Genomic DNA, 16,708 nt, shown 5'->3' with positions numbered 1-16,708 from the left:
ACCGTGCATCGACTCCTCGGCCAGCACGGCGAACACGGCCGCGCGAACGCCCCGTGCCCGCGGCGCAAAAGCTCCATGGTCTCGAGCAACCTCGACCGCGCTCACCAGGCTCAGCCTTCCCGCTCACGGGTGCGTGAACATCTCGCGACTTACGACTCCCAAGAACAGGGCGATGCGAGCTGACTCGAGGAAGCGCGGCTAACGCCCGATCACTCGTTCCGCCTCGGCTATAGCTTCTCGAAGCAGCTTATTGTCGCGGTATCGCACGTTCGCCTGGGTGATCCTTGAACGTAGATCTCGACGAAGGACCAAGTCTTCGGCCGACGGGAGGAGACCTGTCTGGACCCACTGGCTGCCGTATCGCAAATACACCGCGTACGTATGGGGCGTACGAGTACCGGGGTCATCTAGGAGGGCGCTCAGGCGGCGTAACGCCTCCTCTGCCAACTCCCGGGCGCTCACGCCGCGAGCGGAGTTCAGGGACATCTTCAACAAGAGATGGCACCACGCGGTTTCGAAAAGATTGTCATCGGGGCGGATCGCTTCTGCCTGGCGGAGAAATGTCTCAGCCAAGGTGAGATCGCCATAGTCGAGTTCATACGATCCCCGCTGGAGCCAATAATGAAACTCTTGCGCGAGAACGCCCTCAAGCGCGCCATATACACCTCGAACGTCACCGGGCTCACGAAGTTGATCGTTGAGGAATCGATGGTTGAGGAACCGAACTAGCAGCTTCTTATATGGGCCTGCGTCTTGTGCAGATCGGTCATATTTGATAGCGACCATGAACAACAACATCTCGAGCCAGGTTGCGAGCTGACCCTCCTTGCGGAAATGGTCGACGGCGGACTCGGCGATCGTTCGGTGTCGTGCTCGAAGCTTGCCATCGACTTGCAGCAAGAGTTGATCCGAAATCAACTGCTTGAGTTCGCTCACGCCCTCATTCGTCGCCCCGTGTACTGCCATGAGGAGGTCGTCGATGCTGAGTCCGAAGTTTTCCGCAGCATGGGTTGCACAGATAACTCCGTATGCCGACAGTTGAATACCGGCAAGATCGGCGCACTCATCCGCCACTTTGTCGTGAAATTTTCGCCCCGAAGTCGCCTCTATGAGGGTTACGAGAAGCTGCCGGTCCGCGCGGCGAGTCACGGCCTTGATGCGCTCGGCGGGGCTCTTGCTGAGCAACGCGCCTAACCTGTTGGCTCGCTCGAGCATTTCGATCAGGGCTTCAGCGTCACGATCCGTCAATGGGGGTGTGCCGACGTAATCGGCGTCGAGATCGTTCCTTAGCCCGATCGCATTCAGTCGGTGAGTTCTGCTGGCGCCGACGACGACCGCGCCGCTCGCGGCCACCCGCTCGATCAGCGAACGGGCGCCTCTTGCGAAACGGTCCACTTCGTCGACGAACACGTAATCCGGCTCGAGGTCGGCGATATCCGTCTCGATTTGAGCGATCGATTCGGCGGCGCCTGGGTCCACCCATGCTACTGAGTTGCCTCTCGCGGCGAGCACGGCTGCGAGACGCATGAGGGAGGTGGACTTACCGGAGCCCGCGGGCCCGTGCAGGACGACAGCGCCGTCTGACTTTGCGAGAACGCGCGACTCGAGTTCAACATCTATCTCGAACTCCGCCGCATAGCCGTCATGGATGTCGCCCCAAGACGGTTCTGAGCCCATAAGAAATGCCGATTCCCCCTTCGGGTTCTCCGCGATGATGTCGGCGACGTTCGCGGCCGTGGAAGCACCTGTCCGCGCCCTGCGTCGCCTCTGTGCGGAGACCTCGAGTAGTTGGGCGCGAAATGGTTCCACCACCGCTTCGTATACTTCTTGCTCGTATGCTTCGATCAAGTTGATATTGAAACCCGCAAGAAGTTCGCGGCGGGCAATCGGAAGATTCTTGGTGAATAGCCATGAACGAGGACGCGTTTCGCTCGCCCCTCCTTTGGCGCCGCGCTGACTCAAATAGTGCCAGATTGGAGGTTCGTCGAGAACCGTGCCGATGTACAGGGTTGGCCGGGTTACGGTGTCGACGATGAATTGTTGGTACCAAGCGTCGGGCGTCGCAGTTCGAGACCCGTACGTCGGGGGGTCGAAGGTCACGCGAGGGTAGTCAGCTAGGCGCCCGTTCAGATGCACAACCGTAGTCGCTCCCGCTCGTTCATCTCCGGGTGAGGATGTAAGGGCCGATAGGATGTTGAGATCCGCACCCTTCTTCGCGGCTTGTACTGCGGAGTCGAGATCATCGATGTTCAACGTGTAGATCCGCGACCATGGCAGCGCGAACCAGTCCGCATATCGCTTGGGCAGTGTGCTTCTGTCGACGGTGAACATTCGTTCGAGCTGTTCACGCAGCGCGTTTCCAGAGCGCTGTTGCGCTATTCGGAAGATTTCGCCCAAGGTTGAAGCCGCGTCGAAAGGAGCTTCACCGAAGGCCACGGGCCAGATGGACTTGGCAAGACCGCGTCCGAGGGGCAAAGCATCACCGAATTTGTCCGACGCGCCATGGGAGAACCCAGCGCCAGTCACAAGGACTGCCTTTCCCTTGAGCAGAGCGTTCGCGACCTGAGTCGCTTGTTCAGCCGTGACTCCACCGCTGTCGCTCGGACCTGTCATCTTGCACCCCCTGACGCATCGAACTCGCTCTTGACTGTCTGGTCGTTGACGCTCGCGTATGGGACGCCGTTGCGTTCGACAACGAGGTGACTCTATCGGGGGTAGGCCCTTGGAAGGGATGTCTCCCCGTGCCATCGATTGGTCGGGAACGTCTTCTTGCTTCGATTGGCGGGAATACCCAGTTGTCACCCGTGTTGAACTTGAGCGTACCCAACTCAAGTTCCCCCAGGAGGACCTAGGTGCCAGACGACTTCAACGAGGCCGGCTCGAGCTCGTTCGACGAGTTCCTGAGCCGCTACCTCGCGGGTGAGCAGGCCAGGCAGGCGCGGTCGATCGACCTCAGCCGGTTCCTGACTTCGCGCACCCAGAGCATCCTGCAGCGTGCCGGACGCTTCGCGCTCGAGCGCGGACAGACCGAGCTCGACGCGCTGCACATCCTGCGCGTCATCGTCGAGGACGAGTCCGTCGCGCAGGCGATCACCCGCGTCGGGGCGTCGCCCGAGCGCATCATCACGGCGACCGAGGCGCGGCTGCCCGCGGCATCCGTCACCGCCGACGCGAACGCGGCGACCATCACCCCGTCGGCCAGCCGTGCGCTGTTCCACGCGTACCAGGTCGCACGCTCGAGCGGGTCGACGTACATCGACCCCGAGCACCTCTTCTTCGCGCTCGTGCTCGGGCAGGACGCCCCCGCCGGGCAGGTGCTCGCGCGCGCCGGCGTCACCGCCGAGGCGCTCGCGGCCGGCCTGGGGGAGCACATGACATCCGACCCGTCAGCCGGCCCCGAGATGGGCGGCATGGGCGAGCAGACGGATGCCGCGGCATCCGCGACGCCCATGCTCGACAAGTTCGGCCTCGACCTCACCGAACGCGCCGCGAACGGCGAGCTCGACCCCGTGATCGGGCGCACCGACGAGATCGAGCAGACCATCGAGATCCTCAGCCGCCGCACGAAGAACAACCCCGTGCTGATCGGCGAGGCCGGCGTCGGCAAGACCGCGATCGTCGAGGGCCTCGCCCGCGCGATCGTCGAGGAGAACGTGCCCGAGCAGCTGCTCGGCAAGCGCGTCGTCGCACTCGACCTGCCCGCCATGCTCGCCGGCACCCGCTACCGCGGCGACTTCGAGGAGCGCCTCACCAAGACGATGGAGGAGATCGCCGAGCACAAGGGCGAGCTGATCGTCTTCGTCGACGAGGTGCACTCCGTCGTCGGCGCCGGCGGTGCCGGTGAGGGCATGGACGCGGGCAACATCCTGAAGCCCCGCCTCGCCCGCGGCGAGCTGCACCTCGTGGGCGCGACCACGCTCAAGGAGTACCGCACCATCGAGAAGGACCCCGCGCTCGAGCGCCGGTTCCAGCCGGTGAAGGTCGGCGAGCCCTCGATCGAGGACGCCGTACTCATCATGCAGGGCCTGCGCCCCGCGTACGAGGAGCACCACGGCGTCACCTACACCGACGAGGCGCTGCGCGCCGCCGTCGAGCTCTCCGCGCGGTACCTCACCGACCGCGTGCTGCCCGACAAGGCCATCGACCTCATCGACCAGGCCGGCGCGCGCCTGCGCCTCAAGCTGGGCGTGAAGGTGGATGTCTCCGCGCTCATCTCGCGGTTGGCAGACCTGGAGGCTGACAAGAACGCGGCCGTCCGCGCCGAGCACTACGAGGAGGCCTCGCGCATCCGCGACGAGATCGAGAAGGTGCAGGAGCGGCTCGACGAGGCGACGGAAAAGGCCGCCGCGCAGGGCCGTGCCGTGGCATCCGCTGCGACGGATGGCGCGGCCGCGACCTCGACCGTCATCGACGAGGCGCAGATCGCCGCCGTGATCTCGCGGGCCACCGGCATCCCGGTCAATCGGGTTACGGAAGGCGAGCGCGAGCGCCTCGCGAACCTCGAGGGCGAGCTGCACGACCGGGTCATCGGGCAGGACGACGCGGTCACCGCCGTCGCCCGCTCGGTGCGGCGCAACCGCACCGGCATGGGCGACGCGAAGCGGCCCGTCGGTTCGTTCCTGTTCCTCGGACCGACCGGCGTCGGCAAGACCGAGCTGGCGCGTGCGCTGGCGTCGTCGCTGTTCGACGACGAGGGCGCGATCATCCGCTTCGATATGAGCGAGTTCGGCGAGCGGCACACGGTGTCGCGGCTCGTCGGCGCCCCTCCCGGATACGTCGGCTACGACGAGGCCGGGCAGCTCACCGAGCGGGTGCGGCGCAACCCGTACTCGATCGTGCTGTTCGACGAGATCGAGAAGGCGCACCCCGACGTGTTCAACCTGCTGCTGCAGGTGCTCGACGACGGACGCCTGACCGACGGCCAGGGTCGCACGGTCGACTTCCGCAACACGGTGGTCATCATGACCTCGAACCTCGGTTCGGAGTTCCTCGCGTCGCGGTCGGGTGCGCTCGGCTTCGTGGCGTCGGCGGATGCTGCGGCCAACGGCTTCTCGTCGATGGACGACGTGCGCCAGCGCGTGATGGGCAAGGTGCGCGAGGCCATGCGGCCCGAGTTCCTGAACCGCATCGACGAGATCGTGCTGTTCCAGAAGCTCTCGTCGGCCGAGATCGCCGAGATCGTGCGCCTGATGCTGGGTGCGACCTCGTCGCGGCTGGCCGCGCGCGAGATCGCGTTCGAGGTGACGGATGCCGCGGTGGCGCTCCTCGCGGAGCGCGGCTACGAGCCCGAGTACGGTGCCCGTCCGCTGCGTCGCCTGATCCAGCGCGAGATCGACGACCGCATCGCCGACCTCTTCGTCACCGGCGCGCTCGGCGACGGCGAGGGCGTGCGGGTGGATGCCGCCGACGGCGAGTTCGTCGTGGTATCCGTGCCCAACGCGACGGTGTCGCTCGCCGCGTAGGTCGGTGGTCGAGTAGCACCGCCACAGGCGGCACGTATCGAGACCATCCACCCCACCGGAGTCCCGGGCCCCGCGTTCACCCGCCGGACCCGGGACTCCGCCGTGTCACACCTCCGCGCCGAGCGGTGTCTCCATGAGGACGGACGAGCCGGGGCCGAGCCCGGCCGCCGACGACGACGGAGGAGGACACCATGACCACGCAGAGCCCGAGCACGCAGGAGCCGACGCCGGCCTCACGTGATGGCCCACGCCGAGGCGATGAGCCAGACCCCGCCGGCGGTCACCGACGAACTGTCGGCGAGGCTGCTCGAGGCGCTCGGGCCGGCGGCGCTCATCGAGCTCACGGCCAAGGTCGCCTTCATGAACATGAGTGCGCGCATGAACGTCGCCCTCGGCATCCACTCGGACGGGTTCGCCGACGCGTGCCGGCTGCCGCCGCTCGAGGAGCCGGCGACGACCGAGAGGAGCTCGCGGCACTGACCGGCGCTCGAGCCACGAGGGCCCGGCGCCCCGATCGGGGAGCCGGGCCCTCGCCGCGCGCCCGATCAGCGCGAGATCACCTTCGGCGCCGACACCGCCTTCAGCCCGTGGATGCCGAACTCGTGACCGTAGCCCGAGCCCTTCGTGCCGCCGAACGGGATGTTCGGGTTGAGGGCGCCGTGCTGGTTGATCCACACCGTGCCGGCCTGGATGCGTCGGGCGACCGCGACGGCCTCGTCCGGATCGTTCGACCACACCGAGGCGCCGAGTCCCTGCTCCGAGGCGTTCGCGCGTGCGACGGCGTCGTCGACATCCGTGTACCGGATCACCGGGATGACGGGGCCGAACTGCTCCTCGTCGACGAGGGCCGCGCCGTCGTCGATGTCGGCCACGACGGTCGCGCGGTAGAAGAGCGGGCCGAGCTCGGGGGCGGGTTCGCCGCCGGCGACGACGCGCGCGCCGCGATTGCGGGCGTCGTCGACGAGACGGCGCACGACGTCGAACTGCTTCTCGTTCTGCACCGGGCCGAGCACGTTGCCGGCATCGAGACCTCGGCCCATCGGCATGGTGCGCGCCATTCCGGCGAGCGCGTCGACGACCTCGTCGTACACCGAGTCGTGCACGTACAGGCGCTTCAGCGAGGCGCACGTCTGGCCGGTGTTGATGAAGCACCCCCAGAAGAGGTTCTCGGCGATCGCCGAGACATCCGTATCGGGAAGCACGATGCCGGCGTCGTTGCCGCCGAGCTCAAGGGTGAGTCGCGCGAGGTTCTGCGCCGACGATTCGACGATCCGACGGCCGGTCGCCGTCGAGCCGGTGAACATGATCTTGTCGAGCCCCGGGTGGGCGGCGATCGCCGCGCCCACCTCGCGGTCGCCCGCGATGACCGTGAGCACGCCCTCCGGCAGGTGCCGGTTGAACACCTCGGCCAGCGCCAGCACCGACAGCGGCGTGTACTCGCTCGGCTTCACGACGACCGTGTTGCCCATGCGCAGCGACGGCGCGATCTGCCAGACCGAGATCATCATCGGCCAGTTCCACGGACCGATCGCGCCGACGACCCCGAGCGGCTCGTAGTGCAGCTCGGCGCGGGCGGCGCCATCCTCGAAGACGACCTCGGGTTCGACGACGGTGTCCGCCGCATTGCGGGTCCACGCGGCGCACGCGCCGACCTCGAACCGGGCGTTCGGCCCGTCAAGCGGCTTGCCCTGTTCGCGCGAGAGGAGCACGGCGAGTTCTTCGGCGTTCGCCTCGATCTCGTCGGCGATGGCGTTCAGGATGCGGCTGCGCTCGCCGTGTCCGAGCGCGGCCCACGCCGGCTGCGCGGCACGTGCCGCGGCGACCGCCGCGTCGAGGTCGGCGACGGTGTGCACCGGTGCGTAGGCGATGGTCTCGCGCGTCGCGGCATCCGGGATCGGACGCCCGGTGGCCTCGTCGGCGGTGATCGCGTCGAGGATCGTGGCGGGTTGCGTGGTCGTGGACATGGGTTCCTCCAGGTCTCGTTGGTCTCGTGGGTCAGTCGGTCGGGTAGGCGGTCTCGTTGAGGACCGTGAAGCGGCTGTCGAACGGCAGGTGCACCGGGGCGAGGGTGGGGCCGTCCCAGCAGAACATGCGGCCGATCGAGCGCTGTGCGACGAGGTCGATCACGAGGAACGACTCGACCGGCATGACCGACTCGCTCCAGTGCAGCATCACGATGCCGTCGCCCAGTTCGTAGACCGTCGCCGCGTCGACGTCGGCGAGTCCCTGCTCGGCACCGTGGATGCAGTGCCACACGAAGGTGCCGTTGTTGAGGTAGATGTGCTCGTAGTGCTCGCTCGGGCTGTAGCGGTAGTAGATGCGGCGTCCGACGAGTTCGCTCGACCTCCGCAGCGGCTCGATCTCGCCCGTGCCTGCGACGCGCCCCGTGAGGATCGCCGTCTGCATGCGGACGGCTCCCTGGCGATCGATGAAGTTCGAGTCGGCCACGGTCACGCGACCGTCGTTGCGGTCGAGCACGATCGAGACGTCGCTCGCGTGCGCGCCCTCGCCCTTGATGAAGTCGATGAAGAAGAGGCCCGGGCGTGCCTCCACGGCTCGGTACGGATGCGTCCCGGTCATCCCGGCGCCGTCGCCCTCCGTGATGGTCCAGGTGACGGTGCCGCCGTCGAAGCGGTGGGCGATGGTCCAGCCGTTGTCGAAGCGGATGTCGAAGGTCGAGCCCTCGAGGGCATCGGATGCGCCGAGGCTCGGCTCGCCGAACCCTTCGAGCATCGCGGTGACGTCGGGCCAGTCCTCGACGGGGACGTAGTCCTGTTCGGTCGTGGTCGAAGCAGAGGTGGAGGTGGAGGTGCCCATGATGAGGCCTTTCGGTGCGGGTGCGGTGAGGAGGTATGCGTGCGGAGTCGGTGAGGGGTCGCTGGTCAGGCCGCGGCCTCGACGACCGACTCGTAGTCGACGTCCTTCTTGACCATCGGCAGCGCCGCGCCGAGGGCGAACGCGATCGGGATCAACCAGAGCAGGAGCTTCGCGGTGGCGCCCTCGCTGAAGAGCATCGCGTCGTAGTTCTGCAGCGCGATGACGAGCACCGCGATCACGAGGACGAGGGATGCCGCGGGCGCTGCCTTCGTCGTCCAGAAGCCCCGGTCGACCTTCTCGCGCAGGAAGAACACGACGATCGCGAGCGAGGCGAGCGCCATCATCACGATGAAGCCGACCGTGCCGAGCGCGACGAACCAGGCGTAGACGACCTCGATCGGGTCGGCGCCGGCGAGCAGGAAGGCGAGCACGATGACCGCGACGATGACGCCGTTCGCGAGCGCCGCCGCGGCAGGGGCCTTCGATCGCCGGGTGACGCGTGCGAGCGGCGACGGAAGGACGCCGGCTCGAGCCAGTGCGAAGCCGTACCGGGCGAACATGTTCTGCATGCCGATAAGCATCGCGATGAAGCTCGAGACGACGAGCACCTGCATCGTGATGTCCAGCCACGGGCCGACGTAGGTCGCGGCGAGGCCGAAGATGATGCCGGCGAGGTCGTCGCTCGCCGCCTGCTGCACCTGGTCGGCGCCGATCGCGTAGCTGACCGACCACGTGGCGACGGTGTAGAACACGGCGACGAACAGCACCACGGCGTAGAGCGCGAGCGGGATGGTGCGGCGCGGGTTCCGCGCCTCCTCGCTGAAGACGGTGGTGGCCTCGAAGGTGGTGAAGCATGCGAACACGAAGAGGACGGCGACGCCGAAGCCGGGGTTGGCGAGCTGCGACGGGCTGAAGCTCTCGAGCGACGGCGGGTTGCCGGCCGCACCGATCAGGATGCCGACCACGAGGATCGCGACGACGGCGATCTCGGCGACGAGCAGGACGCCGAGGACCCGCAGGTTGAGGTCGACGCCGCGCATCGCGAGCGCCGTGGTGAGCACAACGAAGGCGAGCGCCCAGACCCAGACGGGAAGGTCGATGCCGAGCCATCCGGCCGCCAACTGCTGGGCGAACACGCCGAACTGCGCCCAGAAGCCCACCTGCAGCGCGATGTACGTCACGATGACGATGCCCGCCGCGCCCGTCGCGGCGTGGCGCCCGAGGCCCCTGGCGATGTAGGCGACGAAGCCGCCGGCGTGCACGATGTGCCGGCTCATCTTCAGGTAGCCCACCGCGAAGAGCGCGATGACGACGGCGACCATGACGTAGACGAGCGGGACGCCCGGTCCCATGATCGAGAACAGCACGGGGCCGGCGCCCACGAACGCGGCCATGGGTGCGGCGGCGGCGATGACGAAGAACGCGATGCCGATGAAGCCCAGGCTGTTCGGCTTGAGGGCGGTGCCGTGCACGGTCTCGACCGTAGCGGGCGCGGATTCGGTGGTGGTGCTCATGAGGTCCTCCTTTGGACTCGAGCGGTGCTCTGGTGGGTGTCGGCCGCGGAGCTGCGGCGGGATCAGGCGCTGGCGGCCAGCAGGCGCGCGCCGCCGTGCACGCCGGCAGCGGCGTGCTCGGTGAGGATGCGGCGCGCCTCGATCAGGCCGCTCTCGATGGCCCCGTCGATGAAGCCGCCCCATCCGTGGGCGTAGTCGGAGCCGGCGAACCGGAGGAGGCCCGCCCCGGCGTGGAACGCGGGCAGGGCGCTGGTGAGGTAGCCGGGCTTGTGCATCGGCCAGGTCTCGCCGGCGAAGGGGTCGGCCACCCAATCGTGCGCGCGGACCGCCGTCACCCGCGCCCCCGGCATGAGCCGGCTGATGACGGCCTCGATCGCAGGGGCGGCGGTCGGGTCGATGGCCGTTGCGTCGGGCCCGAATCCGATGACGATGATCCCGTCGCCGTCGGGGTACTCGCCCTGGAAGAAGTTCAGCGGCCAGTCCTTCTCGCCGAAGGCGACGAAGGGCTCGGTCACGCCCTCGAGGCGGAACCACACCTTCGTGCCGAGCCCCGACTGTCCCTCGCGTGCGGCATCGTGCATCGGGCGGGGGAGTTCGGGGACGACACGGATCCGCGACAGCGCTGCCAGCGGCAGCGTCGAGATCGCGTGGCGTGCGATGTGCGTCGTGCCGTCCGCGGTCGTGACCCGGACCGCGGCGTCGTCGTGCTCGATGGATTCCACGACGGCGCCGAACCACAGCTCGGCGTCGGTGTCGTCCGCGATCGCCTGTGCGAGCCGGATGGTGCCCCCGTCGACCTTGTACGAGGCGCACGCCTCGAAGTTCACGGCCCAGTCGCCGTTGGTGAGCGCGACCCAGCGCAGTGCCTGCGTGTAGGCGGCGGCCTCGATCGAGCCGTTCACGTTCAGGGTCCAGAACGTCTCGAGGAGCGCGCGGTCGCCGGCCGGCAAGTCGAGCGCGGCGATGCGGTCGGCGACGGTCTCGCGGTCCGCGGCCTCGACCAGTGCCGCTTCCTTCAGCGGGTGGAACGGCTCCGGGAACACGCGTCTCGCCTCTTCGGTCAGGAGCCGGTTCGGCTCGTCCAGCCGGGCGAGCAGGTCCTGCGGGTCGCCCGACCGCGGCCCGCCGTCCTCCCACCAGTGCGCGACGGCGGGGGTCGGGCTCGGCACCGTGCCGATGCCGTACCGGGCGAGCTCGGCCCAGACGTACGGCTGCGTCCAGTGCACCCAGGTGCCGCCGAGCTCGAGGCCGCGTCCGAGGCCGTCGGCGTACCAGGTGCGCCCGCCGATGCGGTCGCGGGCTTCGAGGATGCGCACGGAGAGGCCGCGCTGGGTCAGCTCGCGGGCCGCGGTGAGGCCGGCGAAGCCCGCGCCCAGGATGAGGACGTCGACCTCGGCCGGCCGAGCGGTCGGTCGTGCGTGCGTGTTCAGAGACATCATCGTTTCCTTCACGGGAGCAGTCGCTCGAACGATCCGAGTCGAACTAAGCAACTGCTGAGTATTGGATGCCGGTAAGCTAAGCACATGCTTAGTTCTTCGTCAAGCGTGTCGCTGACCGCCGACCCGTCGCTCCCTACACTGGAGCGCATGACGGACCCCCGGCGGCGGCCCCTGAACCACGGCGACGGCAAGGAGGCGCTGCTCGCCGCAACGGTCAGGGTCGTGGCGGCGAAGGGGCTGCGGGGCATGACGTTCCGAGCCGTCGCCGACGCGGCGGGCGTCAACAACACCCTGATCGCCCACCACTTCGGCACGCGCGACGCGCTCCTCTCCGCGACGCTGGAGTGGTCGATGGAGCGGTCGATCGGGCTGGCGAACCTCGGCCAGTACGCCGGCGACCCCGAGTCGTTCCGGTCGGCCCTGATCGAGAACGTGCTCTCCGAGCCCGCCCTGCAGGTGTTCCAGTTCGAGATGGTGCTCGAAGCGAGTCGTCGCCCCGACCTGCAGCGCGCGGTGCGCACACTCTACGAGCGGTACGTCGAGGAACTCGCCCACGGCCGAGCCGACCTCGGGCTCGCCAGCAGTGCGGGCTTCGACCGCGCCATGTTCGCCGCGCTCGACGGACTCGTGCTGCAGTACCTCGGCCGCGCCATCACCGCCGAACAGCTCTCCGAGGCCGTCGAGGCGCTCGGCGCTGTGGTCGCCGCCCGGCCGCGTGGTTGACCCGAGAGCCGTCGTGCATGCAACGTGCGGCGCAACCCGTACTCGATCGTGCTGTTCCAGAAGCTCTCGTCTGCGGAGATCGCGCAGATCGTGCGCCTGATGCTGGGTGCGACCTCGTCGCGGCTCGCCGCGCGCGAGATCGCCTTCGAGGTGACGGATGCCGCGGTGGCGCTCCTCGCGGAGCGCGGCTACGAGCCCGAGTACGGTGCCCGTCCGCTGCGGCGCCTGATCCAGCGCGAGATCGACGATCGCATCGCCGCCCTCTTCGTCACCGGCGCCCTCGGCGACGGCGAGGGCGTGCGGGTGGATGCCGCCGACGGCGAGTTCGTCGTGGCATCCGTGCCGAACGCGACGGTCGACCTGTCGCAGGCGGCGTAGAACTCCCACGTCCCCGCCCCACCTCACCGTTTGGACGAAACTCGGCGCCCGGCATCCGCCCTGACCGCCACATTTCGTCCAAACGAGCGACGCAGGCCCGGCACCCCATCAGGTGCCGGGCCTTCGTCGTACCCGGACGCCGCGTGCGGCAGCGTCAGCGTTCCGGCGCGAGAACGCATCGCGCGCGACCGGCGGCGTCACCCGGCGTGCGGGGAGCCTCCCGCTAGGGTCGGGGGAGGCGAGCGCGACCCGGGGGAAGCCATGGCGACGACACAGGCGACCGATGCCGAGACACCACGGCGATCCGTTGCGATCCTGACGAAGGCGCCCGCGACGATCGCGACGGTCGCGGCGATCCTCATCGCGGGGCTCGCGACCGGAGCGCTGTGGTCGCCGTTCGTCGACCATCCGCTCTTCGAGAGCGTCGCCTACGGGCTCCCCGCCTTCGCCGAGGGCAAGTTCTGGACCCCGATCACCGGCACGTTCTTCGTCGACCACCCCGTCGTGTACGCGTTCGCGATCGCGAGCTTCGCGGGCATGGCGTTCCTCGAGATCCGGCGCGGCACGCGCACGGCGCTGGGGTACTTCTGGGCCGGGCAGGTGTTCGCGATCCTCGCGAGCGCCCTGTTCCTCTGGCTCGCCGCCCTGCTGCCCTGGCCGTGGGCGCAGCTCGAGGCCACCGTGCTCGATGTGGGGCCGTCGGGTGGCACCGTGGCGTGCATCGCCGCCGCGGTCGGGTTGTTCGTGCAGCCCTGGCGGGTGCGGGCGTGGCTGGTGCTCATCGCGTTCAGCGTCGTCACGCTGCTCTTCTGGGGGAGCCTCGCCGACCTCGAGCACGCCTTCGCCGTGGGCCTCGTGCTGTTCGTCGACCGGTCGCTGAAGGTCCAGCGGACCACCGTGCACGAGCAGCGGATCATCGCCGGCATCGCCAGCCTCGCGCTCGGCGCCATCCTGCTGTTGACGACGCTCGCACCCACCTTCGGTCCGTTCGGGCGCACCGAGCCGGTGGGCGGCTCGCTCCTCGACCTGGCCCTCGACGTCGCGATCATCCTCATCGTCTCGTACGGTCTGGTGCGCGGTCGACGCTGGGCATGGGTGCTGACGCTCATCTGGGGTCTGGTCAACGTGCTGGTGTCCATCGCGCTCGTGGTGCTGCTCCTGACGGTGCTCCGCGATGCAGAGGCCGACGCCGTGATCGGCGGCGATCCCAGCGTCGCGATCGCCACGGGCGTGCTCTGGCTGCTGATGGCCGTCTACCTGATCGTGGTTCGCCGGGCGTTCGCGGCGAGGCGCCGGCCCGAACTCGGCATCGCGCCGCCGCCGACGCGCGACGACGTCGTGCGGGCACTGCGCACGCACGGCGGCGGCACGCTGTCGTGGATGACCACCTGGCCCTACATGCAGTACGCCCGCACGTCGGTCGGCATCGTCGCCTACCAGCGCCGTGCCGGCGTCGCGCTCGTGCTCGCCGACCCGCTCGGACCCGAGGGCACACGGGGCGAGTCGGTGTCCGAGTTCATCGACATGGCCGAGCACGCGGGGCTCGTGCCCTGCTTCTTCAGCTCGGGCGACGCCACCCGAGCGGCCGTTCCCGACGGATGGCGCAGCCTGGTGGTGGCCGACGACACCATCGTCGACCTCGAGGGGCTCGCATTCTCGGGCAAACGGTGGGCTGCGGTGCGCGGCGCGCTGAACCGGGCAGAGCGCGAGGGCATGGAGTTCCGCCTGACACGGCTGGCCGACGAGAGCTGGGGCATCCGCGCCCAACTGCGGGCCATCAGCGAGCAGTGGGTCGGCGACAAGGACCTCCCCGAGATGGGCTTCACCCTCGGAACGCTCGACGAGGCCGCCGACCCCGAAGTGCGGCTCGCGCTCGCGATCTCGCCGAAGGGGGATGTCGACGGGTTCCTGTCGTGGCTGCCGGTCTACGGCGACGCCGGCATCCGCGGGTGGACACTGGACCTCATGCGCCGCCGCGAGAACGGATTCGGGCCCGTGATGGAGTTCCTCATCGGCTCGTCGGCGCAACGCTTCGCCGAGGAGGGGGCGGAGATCATGTCGCTGTCGGGGGCGCCCCTGACCCACGACTACCCGCCGGACGCCGGGCGGATCGCCGAACTCTCCGAGCTGCTGTCGAGGGTGCTCGAGCCGGTCTACGGCTTCCAGTCGCTCCATCGGTTCAAGGGCAAGTTCAACCCGCGCTTCGAGCAGCTGTACCTGCTCTATCGCGACGAGGCCGACCTCACGCGTATCGGAGCCGCCCTGACCCGGGCGTTCCTGCCCGACGCCAGCGTTCGTCAGTTCGCCGGCGCGGGGCTTCAGCTGGTGCGGAGGCCCGACGGCGCACCCTGACATTGTGGTATCGGAGCACCGAGTACCGAGGTACCGGGACATCGGCGGAGTGAAGGCCGCCTGCCGCCGGGAAGCCGCGGGGATTCGTGTCCGTTTCGTCATCGTCCGGGGCCGAGGCATCCGCTAGCGTGAACCCGCGACTGCGCGGTGCGGCGCAGGAGGAGTCCATGCATGAACACCCTCGGTGCCGCCCTCACCGGCATCCGACGTCGACCGATCGCCGTCGCCGTGCTGCTCGTGATCGCGATGGCGTTCGCCGCGGCCGCGGTCACCAGCCGGGCGGCGGTCCTCGATGCCGAGGCCCGCGCGGAGCTCACCGTCGAGCGCGACCGGCTCGTCACGGAGATCGACCTGGTGAGCGAGCGCGCGGATGCCGCGCAAGCCGCGTCGTCCGCTGCCGACGAGTGCGTGCGTGACGAGACGAGCCGCCTCCAGCCCGCGATCTCCGCGACGGACCGCTTCTCGACCACGGTCATCTCGATGGGCACGGCGGCCATGGCGCGCGTCGCGCCCGAGACGGACGTGGCGCAGCCGGCCTCGACCGAGACGATCCTCCTCGTGCGGGATGCGGAGTCGTCCAGTCGCGACGAGCTCGTCGAGGAGGTCCACCGCCTCAGCGATCTCCGGGCGTCGGCCGGCGAGGAGGCGGAGCTGATCCGTCTCGCGGCTCTCGAACGGCACGCGGCGTGCGAGTCGGCCCATCGCGCGGTCGCCGCCGTCGTCGCCGAAGTGGGCCCGCGCACCGATCGGGTCATCGCGGCATCCGGCATGGCGCCGGCCGACGTCGTGGCCGAACTGCGCGCCGCGCGCGACGCGGTGCTCGCCGAGGAGGGCGAGGCGGTCGGACTCGAGGCGCTGCCCAGGTGGCTCGCCGCGGCATCCGAGGTGGAATCGACCCACGCGACGGCGAACGCCGCGGCGATCGAAGCCGCCGCACGTGCCGCCGCCGCCGCGGCTGCGTCCGCGGCCCAAGCGGAGTCCGTCTCCATCTTCCCGCCCGACTGGGGCACGATCACGGTCCCGTTCGAGTTCTCGCTCAGCGAGGAGAGCATCCGCGCCTGCCAACCCGACTGCGACCCCTACGGCACCGGCGGAACCACCCCGCCGCCCGGATGGGAGTGGCCGGAAGGGCTGCTCTGACCCGTCCGACCGCTGCGCTCGCGCGGCGTCACCCCGCCTTCGCCGACGCGGTCCGCAGTGACGCCGCGATCCCCTCGGCATACGGCGTCGGCGCGACGCCGAACTCGCGCTCGAACGCCGACGAGTCGAACACGTAGGGCTCGGTGTACTGGTAGGCCATCTCGAGCGACTCCCGCGCGCCGCTCGCGAACAGCGCGCCGAGCCGCATCGCGCCCATCGACATCGTCCGGTGGGGGAGTCGGCCGCCCGACGCGAGGGCGAGGTACTCCTCGCCGGTCAGCGCCGGCGCGGTCGGCAGGTGCCAGGTGCGACCTCGGGCGCGGTCGTCGGTGCCGAGCACGGCGAGGCCCGCGCCGATGTCGGGCGTGTACGTGATCGAGTGCGGCAGGCTCGCGTCGAACATCCACATCGGCGGCTTCCCCGTGGCGACGCGGTCGATCGCGAACATGTTGAACGCGCTCGTCGTCGCCCCGGGGCCGTAGAAGTCCGCGGCGCGTCCGATGGTCAGGTCGAGCCCGCGCTCGTCGCGGGCCGTGTCGAGCATGCGCAGCACGTCGGCGCGCACCGCGCCCTTCCGGCTCGTCGGCCTGATCGGCGTCGACTCCGTCATCGGCCGCCCGTCGGTGCGGCCGTACGCGTAGACGTTGTCGAAGTACACGAGCCGGGCGCCGGCCGTGAGGCATCCGTCGACCGCGTTCCGCACGATGACCGGCAGGTCGCGCCGCCAGGCCGTGGTCGTGTACGGCAGGCCCACGGTGAGGTAGGCGACGTCGGCGCCCCGAAGCGCGTCGGCAGCGGATGCCGCGTCGCGGAGGTCGGCCGCGACGGGCGTGACGCCCGATTCCGGCGCGGTCGACGGGGTGCGCGAGACGGCGCGCACCTC

Annotated in this window: 12 protein-coding genes; 6 read left to right on the top strand and 6 right to left on the bottom strand. The window is 69.2% G+C overall.

Features of this window, described 5'->3' with window-relative positions; all coding sequences use genetic code 11:
* Positions 1-198 precede the first annotated feature (198 nt).
* A complete protein-coding gene (locus ESO86_RS01070) occupies positions 199-2,613 on the bottom strand; it encodes a P-loop NTPase (protein ID WP_129233051.1) in 2,415 nt (804 codons plus the stop codon).
* A 239-nt stretch (positions 2,614-2,852) separates the two neighbouring features.
* Here ESO86_RS01070 and ESO86_RS01065 point away from each other — a divergent pair, with 239 nt between their 5' ends.
* Both ESO86_RS01065 and ESO86_RS01060 read left to right on the top strand, forming a co-directional pair.
* Positions 2,853-5,462 carry an ATP-dependent Clp protease ATP-binding subunit gene (locus tag ESO86_RS01065; RefSeq protein WP_129233050.1) on the top strand — a complete coding sequence of 870 codons (2,610 nt, stop codon included), beginning with the start codon at positions 2,853-2,855 and terminating at the stop codon, positions 5,460-5,462.
* Between the two features lie 258 nt (positions 5,463-5,720).
* Positions 5,721-5,942 carry a carboxymuconolactone decarboxylase family protein gene (locus ESO86_RS01060; protein ID WP_207206964.1) on the top strand — a complete coding sequence of 74 codons (222 nt, stop codon included), beginning with the start codon at positions 5,721-5,723 and terminating at the stop codon, positions 5,940-5,942.
* 65 nt (positions 5,943-6,007) lie between these two features.
* Here the strand turns inward: ESO86_RS01060 and ESO86_RS01055 are convergent, their stop codons facing one another.
* From ESO86_RS01055 to ESO86_RS01040, 4 genes are all read right to left on the bottom strand, one after another.
* Positions 6,008-7,426, bottom strand: a complete 1,419-nt coding sequence (locus ESO86_RS01055; RefSeq protein WP_129233048.1) for an aldehyde dehydrogenase family protein — start codon at positions 7,424-7,426, stop codon at positions 6,008-6,010.
* Positions 7,427-7,457: 31 nt separating this feature from the next.
* The gene (locus ESO86_RS01050; protein ID WP_129233047.1) at positions 7,458-8,279 is read right to left on the bottom strand and encodes a MoaF C-terminal domain-containing protein; all 822 of its coding nucleotides are present in this window, start codon (positions 8,277-8,279) and stop codon (positions 7,458-7,460) included.
* A gap of 65 nt (positions 8,280-8,344) precedes the next feature.
* Entirely contained in the window at positions 8,345-9,793 is a 1,449-nt protein-coding gene (locus ESO86_RS01045) for an APC family permease (protein ID WP_165307191.1), read from the bottom strand.
* Positions 9,794-9,855: 62 nt separating this feature from the next.
* A complete protein-coding gene (locus ESO86_RS01040; protein ID WP_129233045.1) occupies positions 9,856-11,229 on the bottom strand; it encodes a flavin monoamine oxidase family protein in 1,374 nt (457 codons plus the stop codon).
* A gap of 150 nt (positions 11,230-11,379) precedes the next feature.
* Here ESO86_RS01040 and ESO86_RS01035 point away from each other — a divergent pair, with 150 nt between their 5' ends.
* The 4 genes from ESO86_RS01035 to ESO86_RS01020 all read left to right on the top strand — a co-directional run bounded on the left by ESO86_RS01035 (position 11,380) and on the right by ESO86_RS01020 (position 15,825).
* Positions 11,380-11,955, top strand: coding sequence for a TetR/AcrR family transcriptional regulator (locus tag ESO86_RS01035; protein ID WP_129233044.1), 576 nt, complete (start codon positions 11,380-11,382; stop codon positions 11,953-11,955).
* 24 nt (positions 11,956-11,979) lie between these two features.
* The gene (locus ESO86_RS01030; protein WP_242492140.1) at positions 11,980-12,333 is read left to right on the top strand and encodes a hypothetical protein; all 354 of its coding nucleotides are present in this window, start codon (positions 11,980-11,982) and stop codon (positions 12,331-12,333) included.
* Between the two features lie 261 nt (positions 12,334-12,594).
* Complete coding sequence (locus ESO86_RS01025; RefSeq protein ID WP_129233043.1) at positions 12,595-14,685, top strand: bifunctional lysylphosphatidylglycerol flippase/synthetase MprF; 2,091 nt, start codon at positions 12,595-12,597, stop codon at positions 14,683-14,685.
* Between the two features lie 171 nt (positions 14,686-14,856).
* On the top strand, positions 14,857-15,825 hold the full coding sequence (locus tag ESO86_RS01020; protein WP_129233042.1) for a hypothetical protein: 969 nt from the start codon (positions 14,857-14,859) through the stop codon (positions 15,823-15,825).
* A 28-nt stretch (positions 15,826-15,853) separates the two neighbouring features.
* Here the strand turns inward: ESO86_RS01020 and ESO86_RS01015 are convergent.
* Positions 15,854-16,708: NAD-dependent epimerase/dehydratase family protein (locus ESO86_RS01015; protein ID WP_129233041.1), on the bottom strand; the 855-nt coding region annotated here is incomplete at its 5' end.

This window comes from Agromyces binzhouensis (assembly GCF_004135055.1).
GTDB classification, from domain to species: domain Bacteria; phylum Actinomycetota; class Actinomycetes; order Actinomycetales; family Microbacteriaceae; genus Agromyces; species Agromyces binzhouensis.
Note: the sequence above shows the minus strand (reverse complement) of the source record. Positions and strands in the feature narration are given on the sequence as shown.

Bases quoted from the DNA above. Each gene is read 5' to 3' on its own strand.
- ESO86_RS01055 (WP_129233048.1), bottom strand. From the start codon at position 7,426: ATGTCCACGACCACGCAACCCGCCACGATCCTCGACGCGATCACCGCC.
- ESO86_RS01070 (WP_129233051.1), bottom strand. From the start codon at position 2,613: ATGACAGGTCCGAGCGACAGCGGTGGAGTCACGGCTGAACAAGCGACT.
- ESO86_RS01050 (WP_129233047.1), bottom strand. From the start codon at position 8,279: ATGGGCACCTCCACCTCCACCTCTGCTTCGACCACGACCGAACAGGAC.
- ESO86_RS01060 (WP_207206964.1), top strand. From the start codon at position 5,721: ATGAGCCAGACCCCGCCGGCGGTCACCGACGAACTGTCGGCGAGGCTG.
- ESO86_RS01025 (WP_129233043.1), top strand. From the start codon at position 12,595: ATGGCGACGACACAGGCGACCGATGCCGAGACACCACGGCGATCCGTT.
- ESO86_RS01040 (WP_129233045.1), bottom strand. From the start codon at position 11,229: ATGTCTCTGAACACGCACGCACGACCGACCGCTCGGCCGGCCGAGGTC.
- ESO86_RS01020 (WP_129233042.1), top strand. From the start codon at position 14,857: ATGAACACCCTCGGTGCCGCCCTCACCGGCATCCGACGTCGACCGATC.
- ESO86_RS01045 (WP_165307191.1), bottom strand. From the start codon at position 9,793: ATGAGCACCACCACCGAATCCGCGCCCGCTACGGTCGAGACCGTGCAC.
- ESO86_RS01035 (WP_129233044.1), top strand. From the start codon at position 11,380: ATGACGGACCCCCGGCGGCGGCCCCTGAACCACGGCGACGGCAAGGAG.